The 16,231-nt window shown below is 62.7% G+C and carries 14 protein-coding genes and 1 pseudogene; 7 read left to right on the top strand and 8 right to left on the bottom strand.

From position 1 onward, the window contains the following. Positions 1 to 110: 110 nt before the first annotated feature. Positions 111 to 339, top strand: a pseudogene (locus tag LCM4573_RS28750) (AbrB/MazE/SpoVT family DNA-binding domain-containing protein). Between the two features lie 211 nt (positions 340 to 550). Beyond that, positions 551 to 1,573 (top strand): LLM class flavin-dependent oxidoreductase, encoded by a 1,023-nt coding sequence (locus LCM4573_RS03260; protein ID WP_071004401.1) that lies wholly within the window; start codon positions 551 to 553, stop codon positions 1,571 to 1,573. Positions 1,574 to 1,626: 53 nt separating this feature from the next. Here the strand turns inward: LCM4573_RS03260 and LCM4573_RS03255 are convergent, their stop codons facing one another. Next, positions 1,627 to 2,520, bottom strand: coding sequence for a tetratricopeptide repeat protein (locus LCM4573_RS03255; RefSeq protein ID WP_083347288.1), 894 nt, complete (start codon positions 2,518 to 2,520; stop codon positions 1,627 to 1,629). Positions 2,521 to 2,651: 131 nt separating this feature from the next. Beyond that, a complete protein-coding gene (gene rpsU, locus LCM4573_RS03250; protein ID WP_071004399.1) occupies positions 2,652 to 2,879 on the bottom strand; it encodes a 30S ribosomal protein S21 in 228 nt (75 codons plus the stop codon). Positions 2,880 to 3,176: 297 nt separating this feature from the next. Between rpsU and LCM4573_RS03245 the strand changes: the two genes are divergently transcribed. The 5 genes from LCM4573_RS03245 (at position 3,177) to LCM4573_RS03225 (ending at position 8,707) form a co-directional block, all read left to right on the top strand. Further along, positions 3,177 to 4,430, top strand: a complete 1,254-nt coding sequence (locus LCM4573_RS03245) for a sarcosine oxidase subunit beta family protein (protein ID WP_071004397.1) — start codon at positions 3,177 to 3,179, stop codon at positions 4,428 to 4,430. Between the two features lie 19 nt (positions 4,431 to 4,449). After that, positions 4,450 to 4,806, top strand: a complete 357-nt coding sequence (locus tag LCM4573_RS03240) for a sarcosine oxidase subunit delta (RefSeq protein WP_071004395.1) — start codon at positions 4,450 to 4,452, stop codon at positions 4,804 to 4,806. Then, positions 4,803 to 7,781, top strand: coding sequence for a sarcosine oxidase subunit alpha (locus LCM4573_RS03235; RefSeq protein ID WP_071004393.1), 2,979 nt, complete (start codon positions 4,803 to 4,805; stop codon positions 7,779 to 7,781). Before LCM4573_RS03240 ends, LCM4573_RS03235 begins: the two co-directional genes overlap by 4 nt. Then, complete coding sequence (locus tag LCM4573_RS03230) at positions 7,774 to 8,331, top strand: sarcosine oxidase subunit gamma (RefSeq protein ID WP_071004391.1); 558 nt, start codon at positions 7,774 to 7,776, stop codon at positions 8,329 to 8,331. The genes LCM4573_RS03235 and LCM4573_RS03230 overlap by 8 nt, the downstream gene beginning before the upstream one ends. A gap of 64 nt (positions 8,332 to 8,395) precedes the next feature. Further along, positions 8,396 to 8,707, top strand: a complete 312-nt coding sequence (locus LCM4573_RS03225) for a hypothetical protein (RefSeq protein WP_071004389.1) — start codon at positions 8,396 to 8,398, stop codon at positions 8,705 to 8,707. 12 nt (positions 8,708 to 8,719) lie between these two features. On the opposite strand, the gene LCM4573_RS28745 is transcribed toward LCM4573_RS03225, so the two are convergent. The 6 genes from LCM4573_RS28745 to glgC form a co-directional block, all read right to left on the bottom strand. Then, entirely contained in the window at positions 8,720 to 8,848 is a 129-nt protein-coding gene (locus tag LCM4573_RS28745; RefSeq protein WP_274534840.1) for a hypothetical protein, read from the bottom strand. Between the two features lie 291 nt (positions 8,849 to 9,139). Continuing rightward, positions 9,140 to 9,628 carry a MaoC family dehydratase gene (locus LCM4573_RS03220; RefSeq protein ID WP_071004387.1) on the bottom strand — a complete coding sequence of 163 codons (489 nt, stop codon included), beginning with the start codon at positions 9,626 to 9,628 and terminating at the stop codon, positions 9,140 to 9,142. An 80-nt stretch (positions 9,629 to 9,708) separates the two neighbouring features. Next, positions 9,709 to 11,649: a glycogen debranching protein GlgX gene (gene glgX, locus LCM4573_RS03215; RefSeq protein ID WP_071004385.1), complete on the bottom strand. Its 1,941-nt coding sequence runs from the start codon at positions 11,647 to 11,649 to the stop codon at positions 9,709 to 9,711. Positions 11,650 to 11,874: 225 nt separating this feature from the next. Continuing rightward, positions 11,875 to 13,503 (bottom strand): alpha-D-glucose phosphate-specific phosphoglucomutase, encoded by a 1,629-nt coding sequence (locus LCM4573_RS03205; RefSeq protein WP_071005161.1) that lies wholly within the window; start codon positions 13,501 to 13,503, stop codon positions 11,875 to 11,877. A gap of 2 nt (positions 13,504 to 13,505) precedes the next feature. Further along, positions 13,506 to 14,951, bottom strand: coding sequence for a glycogen synthase GlgA (gene glgA / locus LCM4573_RS03200; RefSeq protein WP_071004381.1), 1,446 nt, complete (start codon positions 14,949 to 14,951; stop codon positions 13,506 to 13,508). Next, positions 14,951 to 16,213 carry a glucose-1-phosphate adenylyltransferase gene (glgC, locus tag LCM4573_RS03195; protein ID WP_071004378.1) on the bottom strand — a complete coding sequence of 421 codons (1,263 nt, stop codon included), beginning with the start codon at positions 16,211 to 16,213 and terminating at the stop codon, positions 14,951 to 14,953. The genes glgA and glgC overlap by 1 nt, the downstream gene beginning before the upstream one ends. Between the last annotated feature and the right edge of the window lie 18 nt (positions 16,214 to 16,231).

The raw sequence follows: 16,231 nt of genomic DNA, 5'->3' as shown, positions 1-16,231 counted from the left end.
ATAGTGATTAGTGATTAGTGAGTAGTGAAAGCCCGGCAATGCCGGGCTTTTTCGTGGATGCTTGAAGTTCTAGATATACCTCATCAAGAATTGTCTATCGGGAGCGGGCAATGCGGGTTTTGAAATGGGGCAACAGTCTCGCTGTCCGCTTGCCTGCGGCAGTGGTAGAGGCGCTGGGGTTGAAGATAGGCGACGATATCCAGATCCGGGCGGTCGATGCGCTGGAATTCGAGGTGGCACGCAAGCCGACCCGCCAGGAACTGCTGGAGCGCCTGAGGAAATTCCGTGGACGCCTCCGAGGATTTCGTGTTCGATCGGGAAGAGGCGAATGCTCGGTAATTTTTTACGACGCGAACATCCTCGTTCATTCGCCTCGGCTGACCCTACAAAGCAGACGCTGCCGAACAGGCCGTGGCCGTATGCCGAACCATCGTTCAGCAACAACGAACAATCCGTTTCGGCAAATGCGGTGGGGGCGGGCTAACGGATGGCGGCCGGACATGCCATGTAAGGGGCAACAATCCTTCGCATATCCTTTTCGGAGTGATCCATGAAAAAGATCGGTTTCCTTTCATTCGGGCATTGGACGCCCTCGCCGCAGTCGCAGACGCGTTCGGCATCCGATACCCTGCTTCAGTCGATAGACCTTGCCGTCGCGGCCGAGGAGCTCGGGGCGGACGGCGCCTATTTCCGTGTCCATCACTTCGCAAGGCAGCTTGCCTCGCCCTTTCCGCTGCTTGCGGCCGTCGGCGCGAAGACGAGCCGCATCGAGATCGGCACCGCCGTCATCGACATGCGCTACGAGAACCCGCTTTACATGGCGGAGGATGCGGGCGCGGCAGACCTGATCGCCGGCGGGCGCCTGCAGCTCGGCATCAGCCGTGGCTCTCCCGAGCAGGTGATTGATGGATGGCGGTATTTCGGCTACCAGCCGGCCGAGGGGCAAAGCGACGCCGATATGGGCCGGCGGCATGCAGAGGTTTTCCTCGACGTGCTGCGAGGCGAAGGTTTTGCACAGCCCAATCCACGGCCGATGTTTCCCAACCCTCCGGGGCTCTTGCGTCTCGAGCCGCATTCAGAGGGTTTGCGGGACCGTATCTGGTGGGGAGCGTCTTCCAATGCGACGGCGGTATGGGCCGCGAAGCTGGGTATGAACCTGCAAAGCTCGACGCTCAAGAACGACGAAACCGGCGAGCCCTTTCACGTTCAGCAGGCGCAGCAGATCCGCGCCTATCGCGAGGCGTGGAAGGAAGCCGGACATACGCGGACCCCGCGCGTTTCGGTCAGCCGCAGCATCTTTGCGCTGGTCGATGACCGGGATCGCGCCTATTTCGGCGGTGGTGGCAATGAGGACGATTCGATCGGCTTCATCGATCCGAAGACCCGGGCGATCTTCGGCCGCAGCTATGCCGCCGAACCGGATGTGCTGATCGAACAGTTGAGGCAGGACGAGGCGATTGCGGAGGCCGATACGCTGCTCCTGACCGTGCCCAATCAGCTCGGCGTCGAATACAACGCCCATGTGATCGAGGCGATCCTGAAGCATGTCGCGCCGGCTCTCGGCTGGCGCTGATCCTGGCGGCTGGAAGACCGATCCCGCTTCAAAAGGCGGGGTCGGCTTTTCGATCAGCTTGATGCGCCGCGCGTGCGGGCCAGGCCATCCTTGGCGGGTTTGTAGTTCGGATCGAGACGTACCGCATGGGAATAGGAGCGGGCAGCCTTGGCCTTGTCGCCACGGCGCTCGTAGACCAATCCCTGGTTGGCCCAGGATTCGGCAATGTCGCCGTTGAGTTCGATGGCGCGGTTGAAGTCTGCGAAAGCGTTCTCGTCGTCGTTCAGCGCCACATAGGAGATGCCACGGCCGTTATAGGGCTCGGGCGAGTTCGGCGAAAGCGAGATCGCCTTGGAGAAATCCTCGATCGCCTGGGCGTGCTGGTTGCGCACCTGGTAGATCAGGCCGCGATTGTGCCAGGCCCGGCCATCCGTGGTATCGAGCTCGATCGCCCGGCTGAAGTCGTTGAAGGCCTCGTTGGTGCGGCCCGCCTGGCGGTAGATATTGCCGCGGCCGACATAGGCCACGTCATAGCTCGAGTTGATCTGGATGGCGCGGTTGTAGTCGTTGATCGCCTCGACCGGCTTGCCCATGTTGCGGTAGACCAGCGCACGGTTGGCATAGGCCTGGTAGAATTGCGGGTTGAGCTGGATGGCGCGGCTGAAATCGTCGAGCGCCCGGCGGAAGTCGCCGGCGCGGCCATAGGCTGAGCCGCGCACGTTATAGCCTTCCGGGTCCTGGGGATTGGCCTGGATGACGGAGGAAAGGGAGGCGATGTTCTCCTGCGAGCCCTGCGCGCGGTCGACCGTGATCAGGTCGGTCGTCTGGGTGGACGAGCAGCCGGCAAGTGCGAGCGAAGCCAGAACCGCCAGGGATAGCGCTGTTTTTCCTTGGGATGGAAAGGGGATGGACGGCAAGAGGCCGGAGGTTTCAGTTCCACTAAAGCGAACGGCAATCTTTGCGGCCATCAGGCGCGTTTCCTCGTATCGGGCAGCGGGAGCGGTTCACGGAACCGATCCGGACAAAATCGAAAAAAAAGCGGCGGCGCCCTAGTCGCCCCCGCCTTACAAGCACGTGAAAACGTCGAAAAAACGGCCGATCAACGGCCGGTGCGGCCGCCGGCGACGAGGCCTTCGCGCTGAGCGCGCTTGCGAGCCAGCTTGCGGACGCGGCGAACGGCTTCAGCCTTTTCGCGAGCGCGCTTCTGCGACGGCTTTTCGTAGTAGTCGCGCATCTTCATTTCGCGGAAAATGCCTTCGCGCTGCATCTTCTTCTTGAGAGCGCGGAGAGCCTGGTCGACGTTGTTGTCGCGGACAAGTACCTGCACGTGAAATCCCGTTCCTTTGGTTTGGTTGCTCGCCCGATATCGACGTGACACAAGGCGATAGAATGCTCTTGCCCGGCGCGCGGCCGTGCGATTGATGAAGCGAGATAGCAGATGAGTCTCCCAAAGTCCAGACGCTAACTTTCAGAGATTGGCGAAATCGGTATCGGCGTCGGCCATATGGCCACGTGTCGAAACAATCTTTGAATGCGTCGCAAAACAGCCATTGCGCCGGATGTTGATTTGCGATGGGTATGGCTCTACCCACAGTACCGTCGGACAGGGAGTTTGAAGGGCGAGATGCGCAAGTATTCGGTTTTCGCCATAGCCCGCGAGGCTATGCGTGCCCACAAGGGCTGGGAGGCGCAATGGACCTCGCCGGAGCCGCGCAGCGCCTATGACGTCGTCATCGTCGGGGCGGGCGGGCACGGGCTGGGTGCAGCCTACTATCTTGCCAAGGAACACGGCATCACCAATGTCGCGGTGATAGAGAAGGGCTGGCTCGGCGGCGGCAATACCGGGCGCAACACCACCATCATCCRCTCCAACTATCTCTATGAAGAGAGCATGGACATCTACGAGCACTCGCTGAAGCTCTGGGAGGGCTTGAGCCAGGAACTCAACTACAATGTCATGTATTCGCCGCGCGGTGTGATGATGCTGTCGCACAACGTGCATGACCAGCAGTCGTTCAAGCGCCACATCAATGCCAACCGGCTCTATGGCATCGACAACGAATGGCTGACGCCGGAGCAGGCGAAGGCATATTGTCCGCCGCTCGATATCTCCAAGACGGCGCGCTACCCGATCAACGGCGCGGCGCTGCAGCGTCGCGGCGGCACGGCCCGTCACGATGCGGTCGCCTGGGGCTATGCGCGCGCGGCCGCCGACCGCGGCGTCCACATCATCCAGAACTGCGAAGTGACCGGAATTCGCCGCGGGCCGAACGGCGAGGTGCAGGGCGTGGAGACGACGCGCGGCTTTATCGGCGCCAAGAAGGTCGGCGTTTCGGCCGCCGGCCACTCCTCGGTCGTCATGGAAATGGCGGGCGTGCGCGTGCCGCTTCATTCCAACCCGCTGCAGGCGCTGGTTTCCGAGCCGCTGAAGCCGATCTTCCCCTGCGTCGTCATGTCGAACACGGTGCATGCCTATATTTCGCAATCCGACAAGGGCGAACTGGTGATCGGCGCGGGAACGGACCAGTACAATTCCTATTCGCAGACCGGCGGATTGCAGATCATCACCCATACGCTGGACGCGATCTGCGAGCTTTTTCCGATCTTCCGCCGGGTGAAGATGATGCGCCAATGGGGCGGCATCACCGACAACACGCCGGACCGATCGCCGATCCAGGGTGTCACGCCGGTGCCGGGCCTCTTCGTCAACTGCGGCTGGGGAACCGGCGGGTTCAAGGCGACGCCGGGCTCGGCGAACCTCTTCGCGCATCTGATCGCCAGGGGCGAGCCGCACCGTCTGGCCGCGGGTCTCAACCTCGATCGCTTCCGCACCGGACGGCTGATCGACGAGGCGGCGGCTGCCGCCGTGGCGCATTGATATATAGGGGATAGACGAGATGCTTTTGATCCACTGCCCCTATTGCGAGGAAGACCGTTCGGAGCTGGAATTCCGCTGGGCGGGCGAGGCTCATATCGCGCGTCCTGAAAACATCGCGGCGATCACCGACGAGGAATTCGCCGAATACTTCTTCCTGCGCAACAACGAGAAGGGCCTTACCTATGAGCGCTGGCGGCACATCCATGGCTGCGGCCGCTTCTTCAATGCGGCGCGAGACACCGTGAGCGACAGGTTCCTGATGACATACAAGGCGGGGCTGCCGAAGCAATCGATTCCGGCGGCGGAAGAAGCAACGGCGGTTGCCGAGGAAAAGACCGTCGAGACCTGGGAAGCCGTGGAAGGAGACGCCCGATGAGCGCTTCCTCCAAAAATACCGGTGCGTTCCGCATCAAGGGGGCCGGCCGCCTGACGCCCGCCCGCACGGCGCGCTTCACTTTCGACGGCAAGACCTATACCGCGATGGAAGGCGATACGGTCGCTTCGGCGCTGCTGGCGCATGGGGTGCATCTCGTCGGCCGCTCGTTCAAATATCACCGGCCGCGCGGCATTCTCTCGGCCGGTGCCGAGGAGCCGAACGCGCTGATCGACGTTTCGCGCGATGCGGCTCGCCGCCAGCCCAATGTGCGGGCGACCGTGCAGGAAGTGTTCGACGGTGCGAGGATCTCCTCGCAGAACCGCTGGCCGTCGCTGAAATATGATGTCGGCGCCTTTAACGACCTGCTCTCGCCTTTCTTCGCCGCGGGCTTCTACTACAAGACCTTCATGTGGCCGAAGGAAGCCTGGATGAAGGTCTATGAGCCCTTCATCCGCCGCGCGGCTGGCCTCGGCGTCGCGCCGACGGAAGAGGATCCGGACCACTATGCCAACCGCTATGCCCATTGCGACGTGCTGATTGCCGGCGCGGGCGTGGCGGGCCTGACGGCGGCACTCTCCGCTGCGGCGACGGGCGCTTCCGTCATCCTCGTGGACGAACAGCCGGAAGTCGGCGGCGCGCTGCATGCGGATGCCGCGACCACGATTGATGGCCGGAACGGCTATGGATGGGCGCAGGCCGCGGCCGCGAAGCTCAAGGCCATGCCGAACGTGACGGTGCTGACCCGCACGACTGTGTTCGGCTACTACAATCACGGCTTCCTCGGTTTGGTCGAGCGGGTCACGGATCATCTGGCGCGGCCCGGCAAGAGCCTGCCCCGCGAGCGGCTGTGGCAGGTGCGCGCGAAGCGCGTCATCCTCGCCACCGGCTCTATCGAGCGGCATATGGTGTTTTCCAACAACGACCGGCCGGGCATCATGCTGGCATCGGCCGCGCGCACCTTCCTCAACCACCATGGCGTGGCCGTGGGCCGCAATGTGGGCGTCTATACCGCGCATGACTCGGCCTATGAGGCGGCCTTCGACCTGAAGCGGGCGGGCGTTTCGATCGCTGCCATCGTCGATTGCCGCGCGCAGCCGGGTGAGGCAGTGCTGGCAGAGGCCCGTTCGCTCGGCATCGACGTGCTGACCGGCCATTCGGTGACGGATACGTTCGGCCGTCTGCGCATCTCCTCCATGACGGTGGTGCGCAACGGCGGCTCGAATGCCCGCAAAATCAAGGTTGACGCGCTGATCGTTTCGGCCGGCTGGACGCCTTCCGTCCACCTGTTCTCCCAGTCGCGCGGCAAGCTGCGCTTCGATGAGAAGGGGCAGCGCTTCCTGCCCGATATCTATGCGCAGGATTGCATCTCGATCGGCGGCTGCAACGGCACGGATGATCTTGCCGAACTGATCGACGAGGCGATCGCGGCGGGCGGCGGCTCGATCGCGCTTTCCGGCGAGAATCGCTTCGAATGGACGGGCGGCATGATCGGCGCCGCCGAAGGCGCCGGGCCGGATACGGTGGTGAAGGCCTTCATCGACTTCCAGCACGACGTGACCGCCAAGGACATCCGCCTTGCTGTGCGCGAAGGTATGCACTCGATCGAGCATATCAAGCGCTTCACGACGAACGGCATGGCTTCCGATCAGGGCAAGCTTTCCAACATGCACGGTCTGGCGATCGCGGCTGAAGTGCTCGACCGGCCGATCCCGCAGGTGGGGCTTACCACTTTCCGCGCGCCCTATACGCCGGTCACCTACGGCACGCTCATCAACCACTCGCGCGGCGATCTGTTCGATCCCGCCCGCAAGACGCCGATGCATGCGCTGGAGGCGGCCGAGGGCGCGGAGTTCGAGGATGTCGGCAACTGGAAGCGTGCCTGGTATTTCCCGAAGCGCGGCGAGGACATGGCGGCTGCCGTCAACCGCGAGTGCCGCACGGTGCGCGAGGCGGCGGGCGTGTTCGACGCCTCGACGCTCGGCAAGATCGAGGTGGTCGGCCCGGATGCGGCGCAGTTCCTCAACCTCATCTACACCAATGCCTGGGATACGCTGAAGCCGGGTAAATGCCGCTACGGCATCATGACCCGCGAGGACGGTTTCGTCTATGACGACGGCGTCGTGGGACGGCTTGCCGAAGACCGCTTCCATGTGACCACCACGACCGGTGGCGCGCCGCGCGTGCTGCACCACATGGAAGACTACCTTCAGACGGAATTCCCGCATCTCAAGGTCTGGCTCACCTCGACCACCGAGCAATGGGCGGTGATCGCGGTACAGGGGCCGAAGGCGCGCGAGATCATCCAGCCGTTCGTGGAGGGCGTCGATATTTCCAACGAAGTCTTCCCGCATATGAGCGTGGCGGAATGCACGGTGATGGGCGTGCCCGCACGGCTCTTCCGCGTCTCCTTCACCGGTGAGCTCGGCTTCGAGGTCAATGTGCCGGCAGATTACGGCCCTGCCGTCTGGAAGGCGATATGGGAACGCGCGGAAGCCATGGGCGCCTGCCTCTACGGCACCGAGACCATGCACGTTCTGCGTGCCGAGAAGGGCTACATCATCGTCGGCCAGGATACGGACGGAACGGTGACGCCGGACGATGCGGGCCTCGGCTGGGCGGTTTCGAAGAAGAAGACGGATTTCGTCGGCATTCGCGGCCTCAAACGCCCGGATCTCGTCCGGGATGGCCRCAAGCAGCTCGTCGGCCTTTTGACCAACAAGCCGAGCGACGTGCTGGAGGAGGGGGCGCAGATCGTCGCCGATCCGAACCAGCCGAAGCCGATGACCATGCTCGGGCATGTGACCTCCTCCTACTGGTCGGAGAATTGCGGCCGATCGATTGCGCTGGCGCTGGTGGCCGGAGGCAGGGCACGCGTCGGCCAGACGCTCTACGTGCCGATGAAGGACAGGACGATCGCGGTGGAAGTTACCGACATGGTGTTCTTCGACAAGGAAGGAGGCCGCATCAATGGCTAAAGTCAAGGCTGATGCGAGCCGCGCGCTGCCGCTCGCAGGTTTCCATGGCGGTTCTTCGACGGTTCGGCTGGAAGCGGCACCGCCCGTCGAACGTATCTCGTTGCGTGCGAGCGCCGACGACGTGCCCGCGCTTTCACGCGCGCTCGGCCTCGACCTGCCGATGAAGCCGAAGACATCCGCCACGGCGAAGGGGCGCATGGCTCTGTGGCTCGGCCCGGACGAGTGGCTGGTGATCGATGACGGGAAGGGCGGTCTGATGCAGGCCGCGGCCTCTTCCGGCGTCACGCATTCCGCGGCCGATGTCTCCCATCGCAACACGGCGATCCTGGTTTCCGGACCAGGTGCCGTGCGTGCGATCAATGCCGGCTGCCCGCAGGATCTTTCGCTTGCGGCCTTTCCGGTCGGCGCCTGCTCGCGGACTGTTCTGGCCAAGGTTGAGATCGTGCTGCTCCGGACCGGTGAGGATGCCTTCCGGGTGGAAGTCTGGCGCTCCTTCTCCGATTATGCCTTCGGCCTTCTTGCCGAGGGCGCGCAGGACGCGGCGCTCTAGACGATAGCCTGACTTGACTTGGCTCTCAGGAACAGCACTCTCGCGTTGAAACGGGAGGGCATTCATGGACCATATTCAACTGATGGGGCTCGGCTTCGCCGTGGCGATCATTGGCGGCGCGATCGCGGCGAAGCTTACCAAGGTAGAGATCTGGAAGGGCGTTCTCGTCGCGGCGGTTGCGGCGCTGGCGGCGATCGTCGCCTATTTCATTCCGGGCTTCGATCGAAGCCTCGCCATGCCGCTTGCCGCACTTGTCGGAGCGGGTGTTTCCGGTGCCGTGCTTGGGCTCTCCGCGCCCATGACCGCCAATATACTGATCGGGGCGGCGGTGCCGCCGATGCTGGGCTTCGTGCTGATGGAGATGGGTGGTGTCTAGACGCGTGCAGGATCACTCGCCAGGATGGCGATGCTTGTGCTTGCGATCGAGATCCCATTCGTGCAGGCGATAGGCAGCATAAGCGATCACCGCAATGAGTGCAGGCATTCCGAARGACACGAAGAGCCATTCTGCTGTCATGCGAGCCTCCTCAAGGTTAGCCTTGCCAAGTAATGTAGGAAGACGGCTATTAAAAGCCAACCGCTTAGATAACCTAGCACAGCAAAGCCGAATTTAATACCGACATTGCCGATACCGTAAAGCATCGCAGCGACAGGTGTTACAATTCCGACGGTTACACAAGCTGTCGATGCTCGATCGAACGCATTCGCCAGTAGCTTCGTCTGCTCGATTTCAGCAGGGTTCAGTCCACCCATCTCAGCCGCTCACCCCAATATATCGGCGACAACCTTAAGGCGAGTTCCGGAAAAGTCAAACGCCTTCCGGCCTGTCCTTGGGGTCGAACTGGATGATGGTGATCCAGTTGGCGGTGAGGGCCGGCTTCTGCTCGTTTTCGATCTCCACCGAGACCTCGTAGGTGGTCATCAGCATGCCGGCGCCGCGGAAGCGCGCCTCGACCAGTTTGAAGTGGCCGCGGACACGGGTGCCGCTCTTGACCGGCGACATGAAGCGGACGCGGTCAAAGCCGTAATTGATGCCCATGGTCTGCTCGCGAATCTTCGGCACGCAGTCGAAGTTCATGGCGGAGAGAAGGGAGAGCGTCAGGAAGCCGTGAGCAATAGTGCCGCCGAAGGGGCTTTCGGCCTTGGCGCGCTCCGGGTCGACATGGATGAACTGGTGGTCGTGGGTGGCGTCCGCGAAAAGATCGATCATCGGCTGGTCGACGCTGATCCACTCGGAAATGCCGACTTCCGTGCCGACCAGGTTCTGAATCTCGATAAGCGAAATCTCGCGCGGCATGCTTCCTCACTGATTTTTCGGTACAGAAACTTTTACAAGGTTTCCGGTCGTTTGATAGCGATATTTTGCGCTGCAGCATCTCATTCGATGCAGAAGAGGACGGAGCGGGCAGGCACGTTTTCCTGCCACGGCGCACCGGACGCAAGCTCGCGCCAGCCCTTGCCTGGAAGTGTGAAATCCAAGGCTTTTTCGGAGCGATTGAAGAGAGCCGCAAGGCGCACGGACTTTCCGGTTTCACGGTCGAGGGTCTTGAGGATCATGCCCAATGCCGAGGCGTTCGGCGCTTCCCACTCGGCCACCGTCATCGGATCGCCGGAGGGGGATAGCCATTCCACATCGCCGTCGCCGCTAAAGAAGCCGGTTTGCGAAAAGACTGAGAAGCGCTTGCGCAGCGCCGCCAGCATCGTCGTGTGCTCCACGAGCGTCTCGTCCAGCGCGTTCCAGTCGAGCCACGTGATTTCATTGTCCTGCGCATAGGCATTGTTGTTGCCGTTCTGGCTGCGGCCGCCTTCGTCGCCGGCCGTCAGCATCACGGCGCCGCGGGTGGCAAACAGGGTGGAGAGGAGGGCGGTCACATCGCGCCGACGCGCGGCGAGTATAGCTGGATCGTCCGTGGCGCCTTCCGCGCCGCTGTTCCAGGAAAAGTTCTCGTTATGCCCGTCGCGGTTCTGCTCACCGTTCGCATCATTGTGCTTCCGTTCATGCGAGACGAGGTCCATCAGCGTGAAGCCGTCATGGGCGGCGATGAAATTGATGCTGCGGGTTCCGGTGCCGGAGAACAGGTCCGAGGAGCCGGCAAGCCGCGTGGCAAGCGCGCCGATGGTCCACTGGTCTCCACGCCAGAACCGGCGGATGTCGTCGCGGGCACCGTCGTTCCACTCGAGGAAGGCTTCCGGGAAGTGTCCGAGCTGATAGCCGCCGGGTCCGATATCCCATGGTTCGGCGATCAGGAGGCGGTCCTTCAGCACCTCGTCGCCCGTCATTGCGAGGAGCGTTTCGGCGTGGCTGTCGAAGCCCTCCGCTGTGCGGCCCAGAACAGTCGCGAGATCGAAGCGGAAGCCATCCACGCCGGCGTGAAGCACGAAATGGCGCAGCGTATCGAGAATCAGCTGGCGGACATGCGGCCGGTCGCAGGCGAGTGTGTTGCCGGTGCCGGTGTCGTTGACGAGCGTTCCCGGCTCGCCCGGCAGATGTCGGTAATAGGCGAGATTGTCGAGGCCGCGCATGCAAAGCGTCGCGCCGTGCCTGTCGCTCTCGCCCGTATGGTTGAAGACGAGGTCGAGGATGACGCCGATGCCATGCTCATGGAGTGCCGCGACCGTCTCGCGCAGTTCGTCTATTCCGCCGGGGCAAAGACGCGGATCGAGTGCCATYAAGGCGATGGGGTTGTAGCCCCAGCTATTGGCAAGCCCGAGCGGCGGCAGATGCCGCTCGTCGATCCAGGCGGTGATCGGCATCAGCTCGACGGCATCGACGCCGATGCGTTTCAGATGGGCGATGACGGAAGGGTGCGCGAGTGCGGCGACCGTGCCCCGGTTCGCCTCCGGTATATCAGGATGCAGGACGGTGAAGGATTTGACGGCAATTTCGTAGATGAAGCCGCCGGGCGGAAGAAGGGGCGGTGCGACTTTGGCCTTCCTGTCGCGGGTGACGATAGCTTTCGGCACGAGATCGACCGTATCGACGCCGAAAGTGGAAAGGCGCTGGTCATGACGGAAGGGCCGGTCGAGTTCCTTTGCGTAGGGATCGACCAGCAGCTTCGTTGGGTCGAACCAGAGGCCACGATCGGGGTCGTAGAGCCCGTGGGCGCGATAGCCATAGCGGGTGCCTTCGTGGGCTTCCTCGATTTCGAGCGTGAAGACCTCGCCTTCGCGCCTCATCGGCAGGCGGACGGTTTCGCTTGTGCCGGTTTCGCCGAAGAGGCAGAGGTCAATCGCTTCGGCGGTCTCGGAGCGGACGCGGAAGATGGTGCCGGATTTGGTGATGGTGGCGCCGAGGGGGGAATCAAAGGGTTTTGCCAATGGCCACACCCCCCTCTGCCCTGCCGGGCATCTCCCCCTCAAGGGGGGAGATCGGATGTTGCAACGCCTCGCCCATCTCGAGGGCGTTTATTCCGCTGTACCGCTCGGTAAAGTGGGGCGAGCGGCGGTGCTTCTTGCCAATCTCCCCCCTTGAGGGGGAGATGCCCGGCAGGGCAGAGGGGGGTAAAAGCATCCGCGGCTTCCCGAACCTGAGATTTTAGCGCTTCACGTAATCACACTCGGCTTGTCACGGCCGGTGCGGTTGCGGATATCGGCGATCTGGTCGGCGAGCTTGATGAGGTCCGAAAGCGCCTCCTGCGTATCGATGCCGTGCTTGGCCGGATCGGGCTCGTAGCGCTCGACATAGACGCGCAGCGTGGCGCCGGAAGTGCCGGTGCCGGAGAGGCGGAAGACCACGCGCGAGCCGCCCTCGAAGAGCACGCGGATGCCCTGGTTTTTCGAAACAGAGCCGTCGACCGGGTCGTGATAGGCGAAATCGTCGGCGGCGGTCACCTTGAGGCTGCCGAAGCTCTGACCGGGAAGCGAGGTCAGCTTTTCACGCAGCGCGGTCATCAGGCCGTTCGCGGCATCCGTATCCACTTCCTCGTAGTCGTGGCGGGAATAGTAGTTGCGGCCGTATTCCGCCCAATGCTGCTTGACGATTTCCGCGACACCCTGCTTGCGGGCGGCGACGATGTTCAGCCAGAAGAGGACCGCCCAGAGGCCGTCCTTCTCGCGCACGTGGTCGGAACCGGTGCCGAAGCTTTCCTCGCCGCAGACGGTCACCTTGCCGGCATCGAGCAGGTTGCCGAAGAATTTCCAGCCGGTCGGGGTCTCGTAGATGCCGAGACCGAGCTTTTCGGCCACCCGGTCGGCGGCCGCACTCGTCGGCATGGAACGAGCGATGCCGGCAATCCCCTTGGCATAGCCGGGAGCGCATTTCGCATTGGCGGCGATGATCGCGAGACTGTCGGAAGGCGTGACGAACATGTCCTTGCCGACCACCATGTTACGGTCGCCGTCGCCGTCGGAGGCCGCGCCGAAATCCGGTCCTGACGCGCTCATCACGTCGTCATAGAGTTCCTTGGCGTGGACGAGGTTCGGGTCGGGATGGTGACCGCCGAAATCGGGCAGGGGGGTGGCGTTGCGGACCGAACCTTGGGGCGCGCCGAGCCGTTTCTCGAAGATCTCCTTGGSATAGGGGCCAGTGACGGCGCCCATCGAATCGATCGCAATGCGGAACCCGCCGGCGATCAATGCCCCGATGGCCGGGAAGTCGAAAAGCTTTTCCATCAGCTCTGCATAGTCGGCGACCGGGTCGATCACCTCGACCGTCATGCCGGCGAGGTCGAAGCTGCCGATCTTGTCGAGATCGATATCCGRCACATCGGCGATCTTGTACTCATCGATGATCTTGGAGCGGGCAAAAATGGCATCGGTGATCTTCTCCGGCGCCGGGCCGCCATTGCCGATATTGTACTTGATGCCGAAATCCTCGGTCGGGCCGCCGGGATTGTGGCTGGCGGAAAGCACGATGCCGCCGAAGGCGCCGTATTTGCGGATGACATTGGAGGCGGCGGGGGTGGAGAGAATGCCGCCCTTGCCGACCATGACCTTGCCGAAGCCGGCGGCCGCGGCCATCTTGATCGCCTTCTGAATGACCTCGCGATTGTAGTAGCGGCCGTCGCCGCCGATCACCAGCGTTTTGCCCTGAAAGCCTTCGAGACTGTCGAAGATCGACTGGATGAAGTTCTCGGCATAGTTCTCCTGGGCGAAGACCGGGACCTTCTTGCGAAGCCCCGAGGTGCCCGGCTTCTGGTCCTGATAGGGGGCGGTTGCGACGGTCTTGATCATGGTCATGCACCTTTTTTCGAAAGAATGCTGGAATAGAGATCGGCATAGAGCCCGGCGCTCCCTTCCCAGGAGACATCGGATTTCATGCCCTGCTTCTGCATCTGCGTCCACGCCTTCGGATCGTTGTGGAGGCGAACCGTGCGGCGCAGCGCCCGCAGCAGGCTTTCGGCGGTGACCGGGCCGAAGGAGACGCCGGTTGCCGTGCGTGCAGCGAGGGCCGCTGGATTGGCGTCGATTACGGTATCATTAAGGCCACCCGTTCGCGCAACAACCGGCACGCAGCCGTAGCGCAGGCCATAGAGCTGGGTGAGCCCGCAGGGCTCGAAGCGGGAGGGGATGAGGATGGCGTCGGCTCCCGCCTGCATGAGGTGGGAGAGGGGTTCGTCATAGCCCGTCACGATGCCGATTCGGCCAGGATGGCGGGCGGCGGCCATGTGAAAAGCCTCCTCCAGCTCCCGTTCCCCGGAGCCGAGCACCGCGAGTCTGGCGCCGAGGGCTACGAGCTCGTCCAGCACTTCTGCCAACAGATCCATGCCCTTCTGCCAGGTGAGGCGTGAGATCACGCAAAAGAGTGGTCCCGCATCATCGGTAAGGCCGAAACGATCCGCGACTGCCCGCCGGTTATCGAGGCGGTGCTTGAGGGTCGCTGCGGTATAGTTCCGCTTGAGCTTCGGGTCGGTCTCGGGGTTCCAGAGCGCGGCATCGATGCCGTTGACGATGCCGGTAAGATTGGCGGAACGGAACTGCAGCAGACCTTCCAGCCCCATGCCGTATTCCGGCGTCAGGATTTCCTCGGCATAGGAGGGGCTCACGGTATTGATGGCGGAACTCATCTGCAGCCCCGCCTTGAGGAAGCCGACGCCACCGAAATACTCGATGCCATCAAGGCCGTAGGCGTCCGGAGGCAGGCCGAGATAGGGAAAGATATCGGCCTCGAAACGTCCCTGGAAGGCGATGTTATGGATGGTGAGGAGGCTCGGCAGTTCCGGCGCCCCGGAATAGCGCATATAGGCCGGCACCAACCCGGTCTGCCAGTCGTGCAGATGCACGAGATCGGGCCGCCAGCCCTCCATGTTTCCGGCGGCGATTTCGGCCGCGGCAAGCGAGAGGGCAGCGAACCTGCGCCAGTTGTCGGGATAGTCCTTGCCGCTCGAATCCACATACGGGCCGCCCGGCCGGTCGAAATGGGCAGGGGCGTCGAGAACCAGCAGGTCCAGGCCTTCGTAGCGGACTTCCAGCACGTCGGCGCGGGTGCCGAAGAGGTCCACGAAGCTCAGGCGGACCGCGCCGCCGCGGAGTTTCGACATGACGGCGGGATAGCCGGGCAACAGGGTTTTCGTCGTCACCCCATGGGGCTTGAGAGCCAGCGGCAGCGCGCCCGCGACATCGGCAAGGCCTCCGGTCTTTATAAGGGGATAGACTTCGGACGCGACTGAAAGAACCTGCATCAAATATCCAGTTTATCGATCATGGGCTGCGTGATCAGACAAATACCGTTCTCGCTGCGGCGGAAGCGCTTGGCATCGAGTTCCGGGTCCTCTCCCACGACCAGTCCTTCCGGTATGGTTACACCGTGATCTATGACGACATTGCGAAGCTGGGCGTGCCGGCCGATATGAACCTCGGGCAGGATGACGGCGCCTTCGAGCCGCGAATAGGAGTTCGCCCTTACCCCGGTGAAGAGCAGGCTGCGATAGAGCGTGGAGCCGGAGATGATGCAATCGCCTGCAACGACCGAGGAGATGGCGGAGCCGCGCCGATCCTCGTCGTCGTGAACGAACTTGGCCGGTGGAGTTATTTCCGAATAGGTCCAGATCGGCCAGGACTTGTCATAGATATCGAGGTCGGGAACGATCGCGGTCAGGTCGATATTGGCCTGCCAGTAGGCGTCGATCGTGCCCACGTCGCGCCAGTAGGGCTCGTGCTCGAAATCGGAGCGGACGCAGGACTTAGCAAAACGATGGGCGACCGCCTTACCGTTCTTGACGATATAGGGAATGATGTCCTTGCCGAAATCCCGGCTCGATGAGGGATCGGCGGCATCGCGGCGCAGGCATTCGATCAGGAATTTCGTGTGGAAGACGTAGATGCCCATCGAGGCGAGCGCGTGGTCGGGCTTGTCGGGAATGCCCGGCGGATCGGCGGGCTTTTCCACGAAATCGATGATCTCGTCTTTCTCGTTGACGTGCATGACGCCGAAACCGGTCGCCTCCATGCGCGGCACTTCGAGGCATCCGACAGTGACGTCTGCTCCGGAATCCACATGCTGCTGCAGCATGTATTCGTAGTCCATCTTGTAGACGTGGTCGCCGGCCAGGATCACCATGTATTCCGGGCCATAGGGCTCGATGATATCGATGTTCTGGTAGACCGCGTCGGCGGTGCCCTCATACCACTGCGTCTCGGAAACGCGCTGGCTGGCGGGCAGGATATCGAAGCTCTCGTTGCGCTCGGGGCGGAAGAAGTTCCAGCCGCGCTGAAGGTGGCGGATCAGCGAATGGGCCTTGTACTGGGTGGCGACCCCGATGCGGCGGATGCCGGAATTCAGCGCGTTGGACAGCGCGAAATCGATGATCCGTGCCTTGCCGCCGAAATAGACCGCAGGCTTGGCGCGGCGGTCCGTCAGTTCCTTGAGGCGGCTGCCGCGGCCGCCGGCCAGTACATAGGCCATGGCATCGCGTGCCAAGGGCTGGATTCTTCTGTCGTTCATCAGTTCCCCTCCCGTTTT

The organism is Rhizobium sp. LCM 4573 (assembly GCF_001854865.1).
In the GTDB taxonomy this organism is placed as follows: domain Bacteria; phylum Pseudomonadota; class Alphaproteobacteria; order Rhizobiales; family Rhizobiaceae; genus Neorhizobium.
Note: the sequence above shows the minus strand (reverse complement) of the source record. Positions and strands in the feature narration are given on the sequence as shown.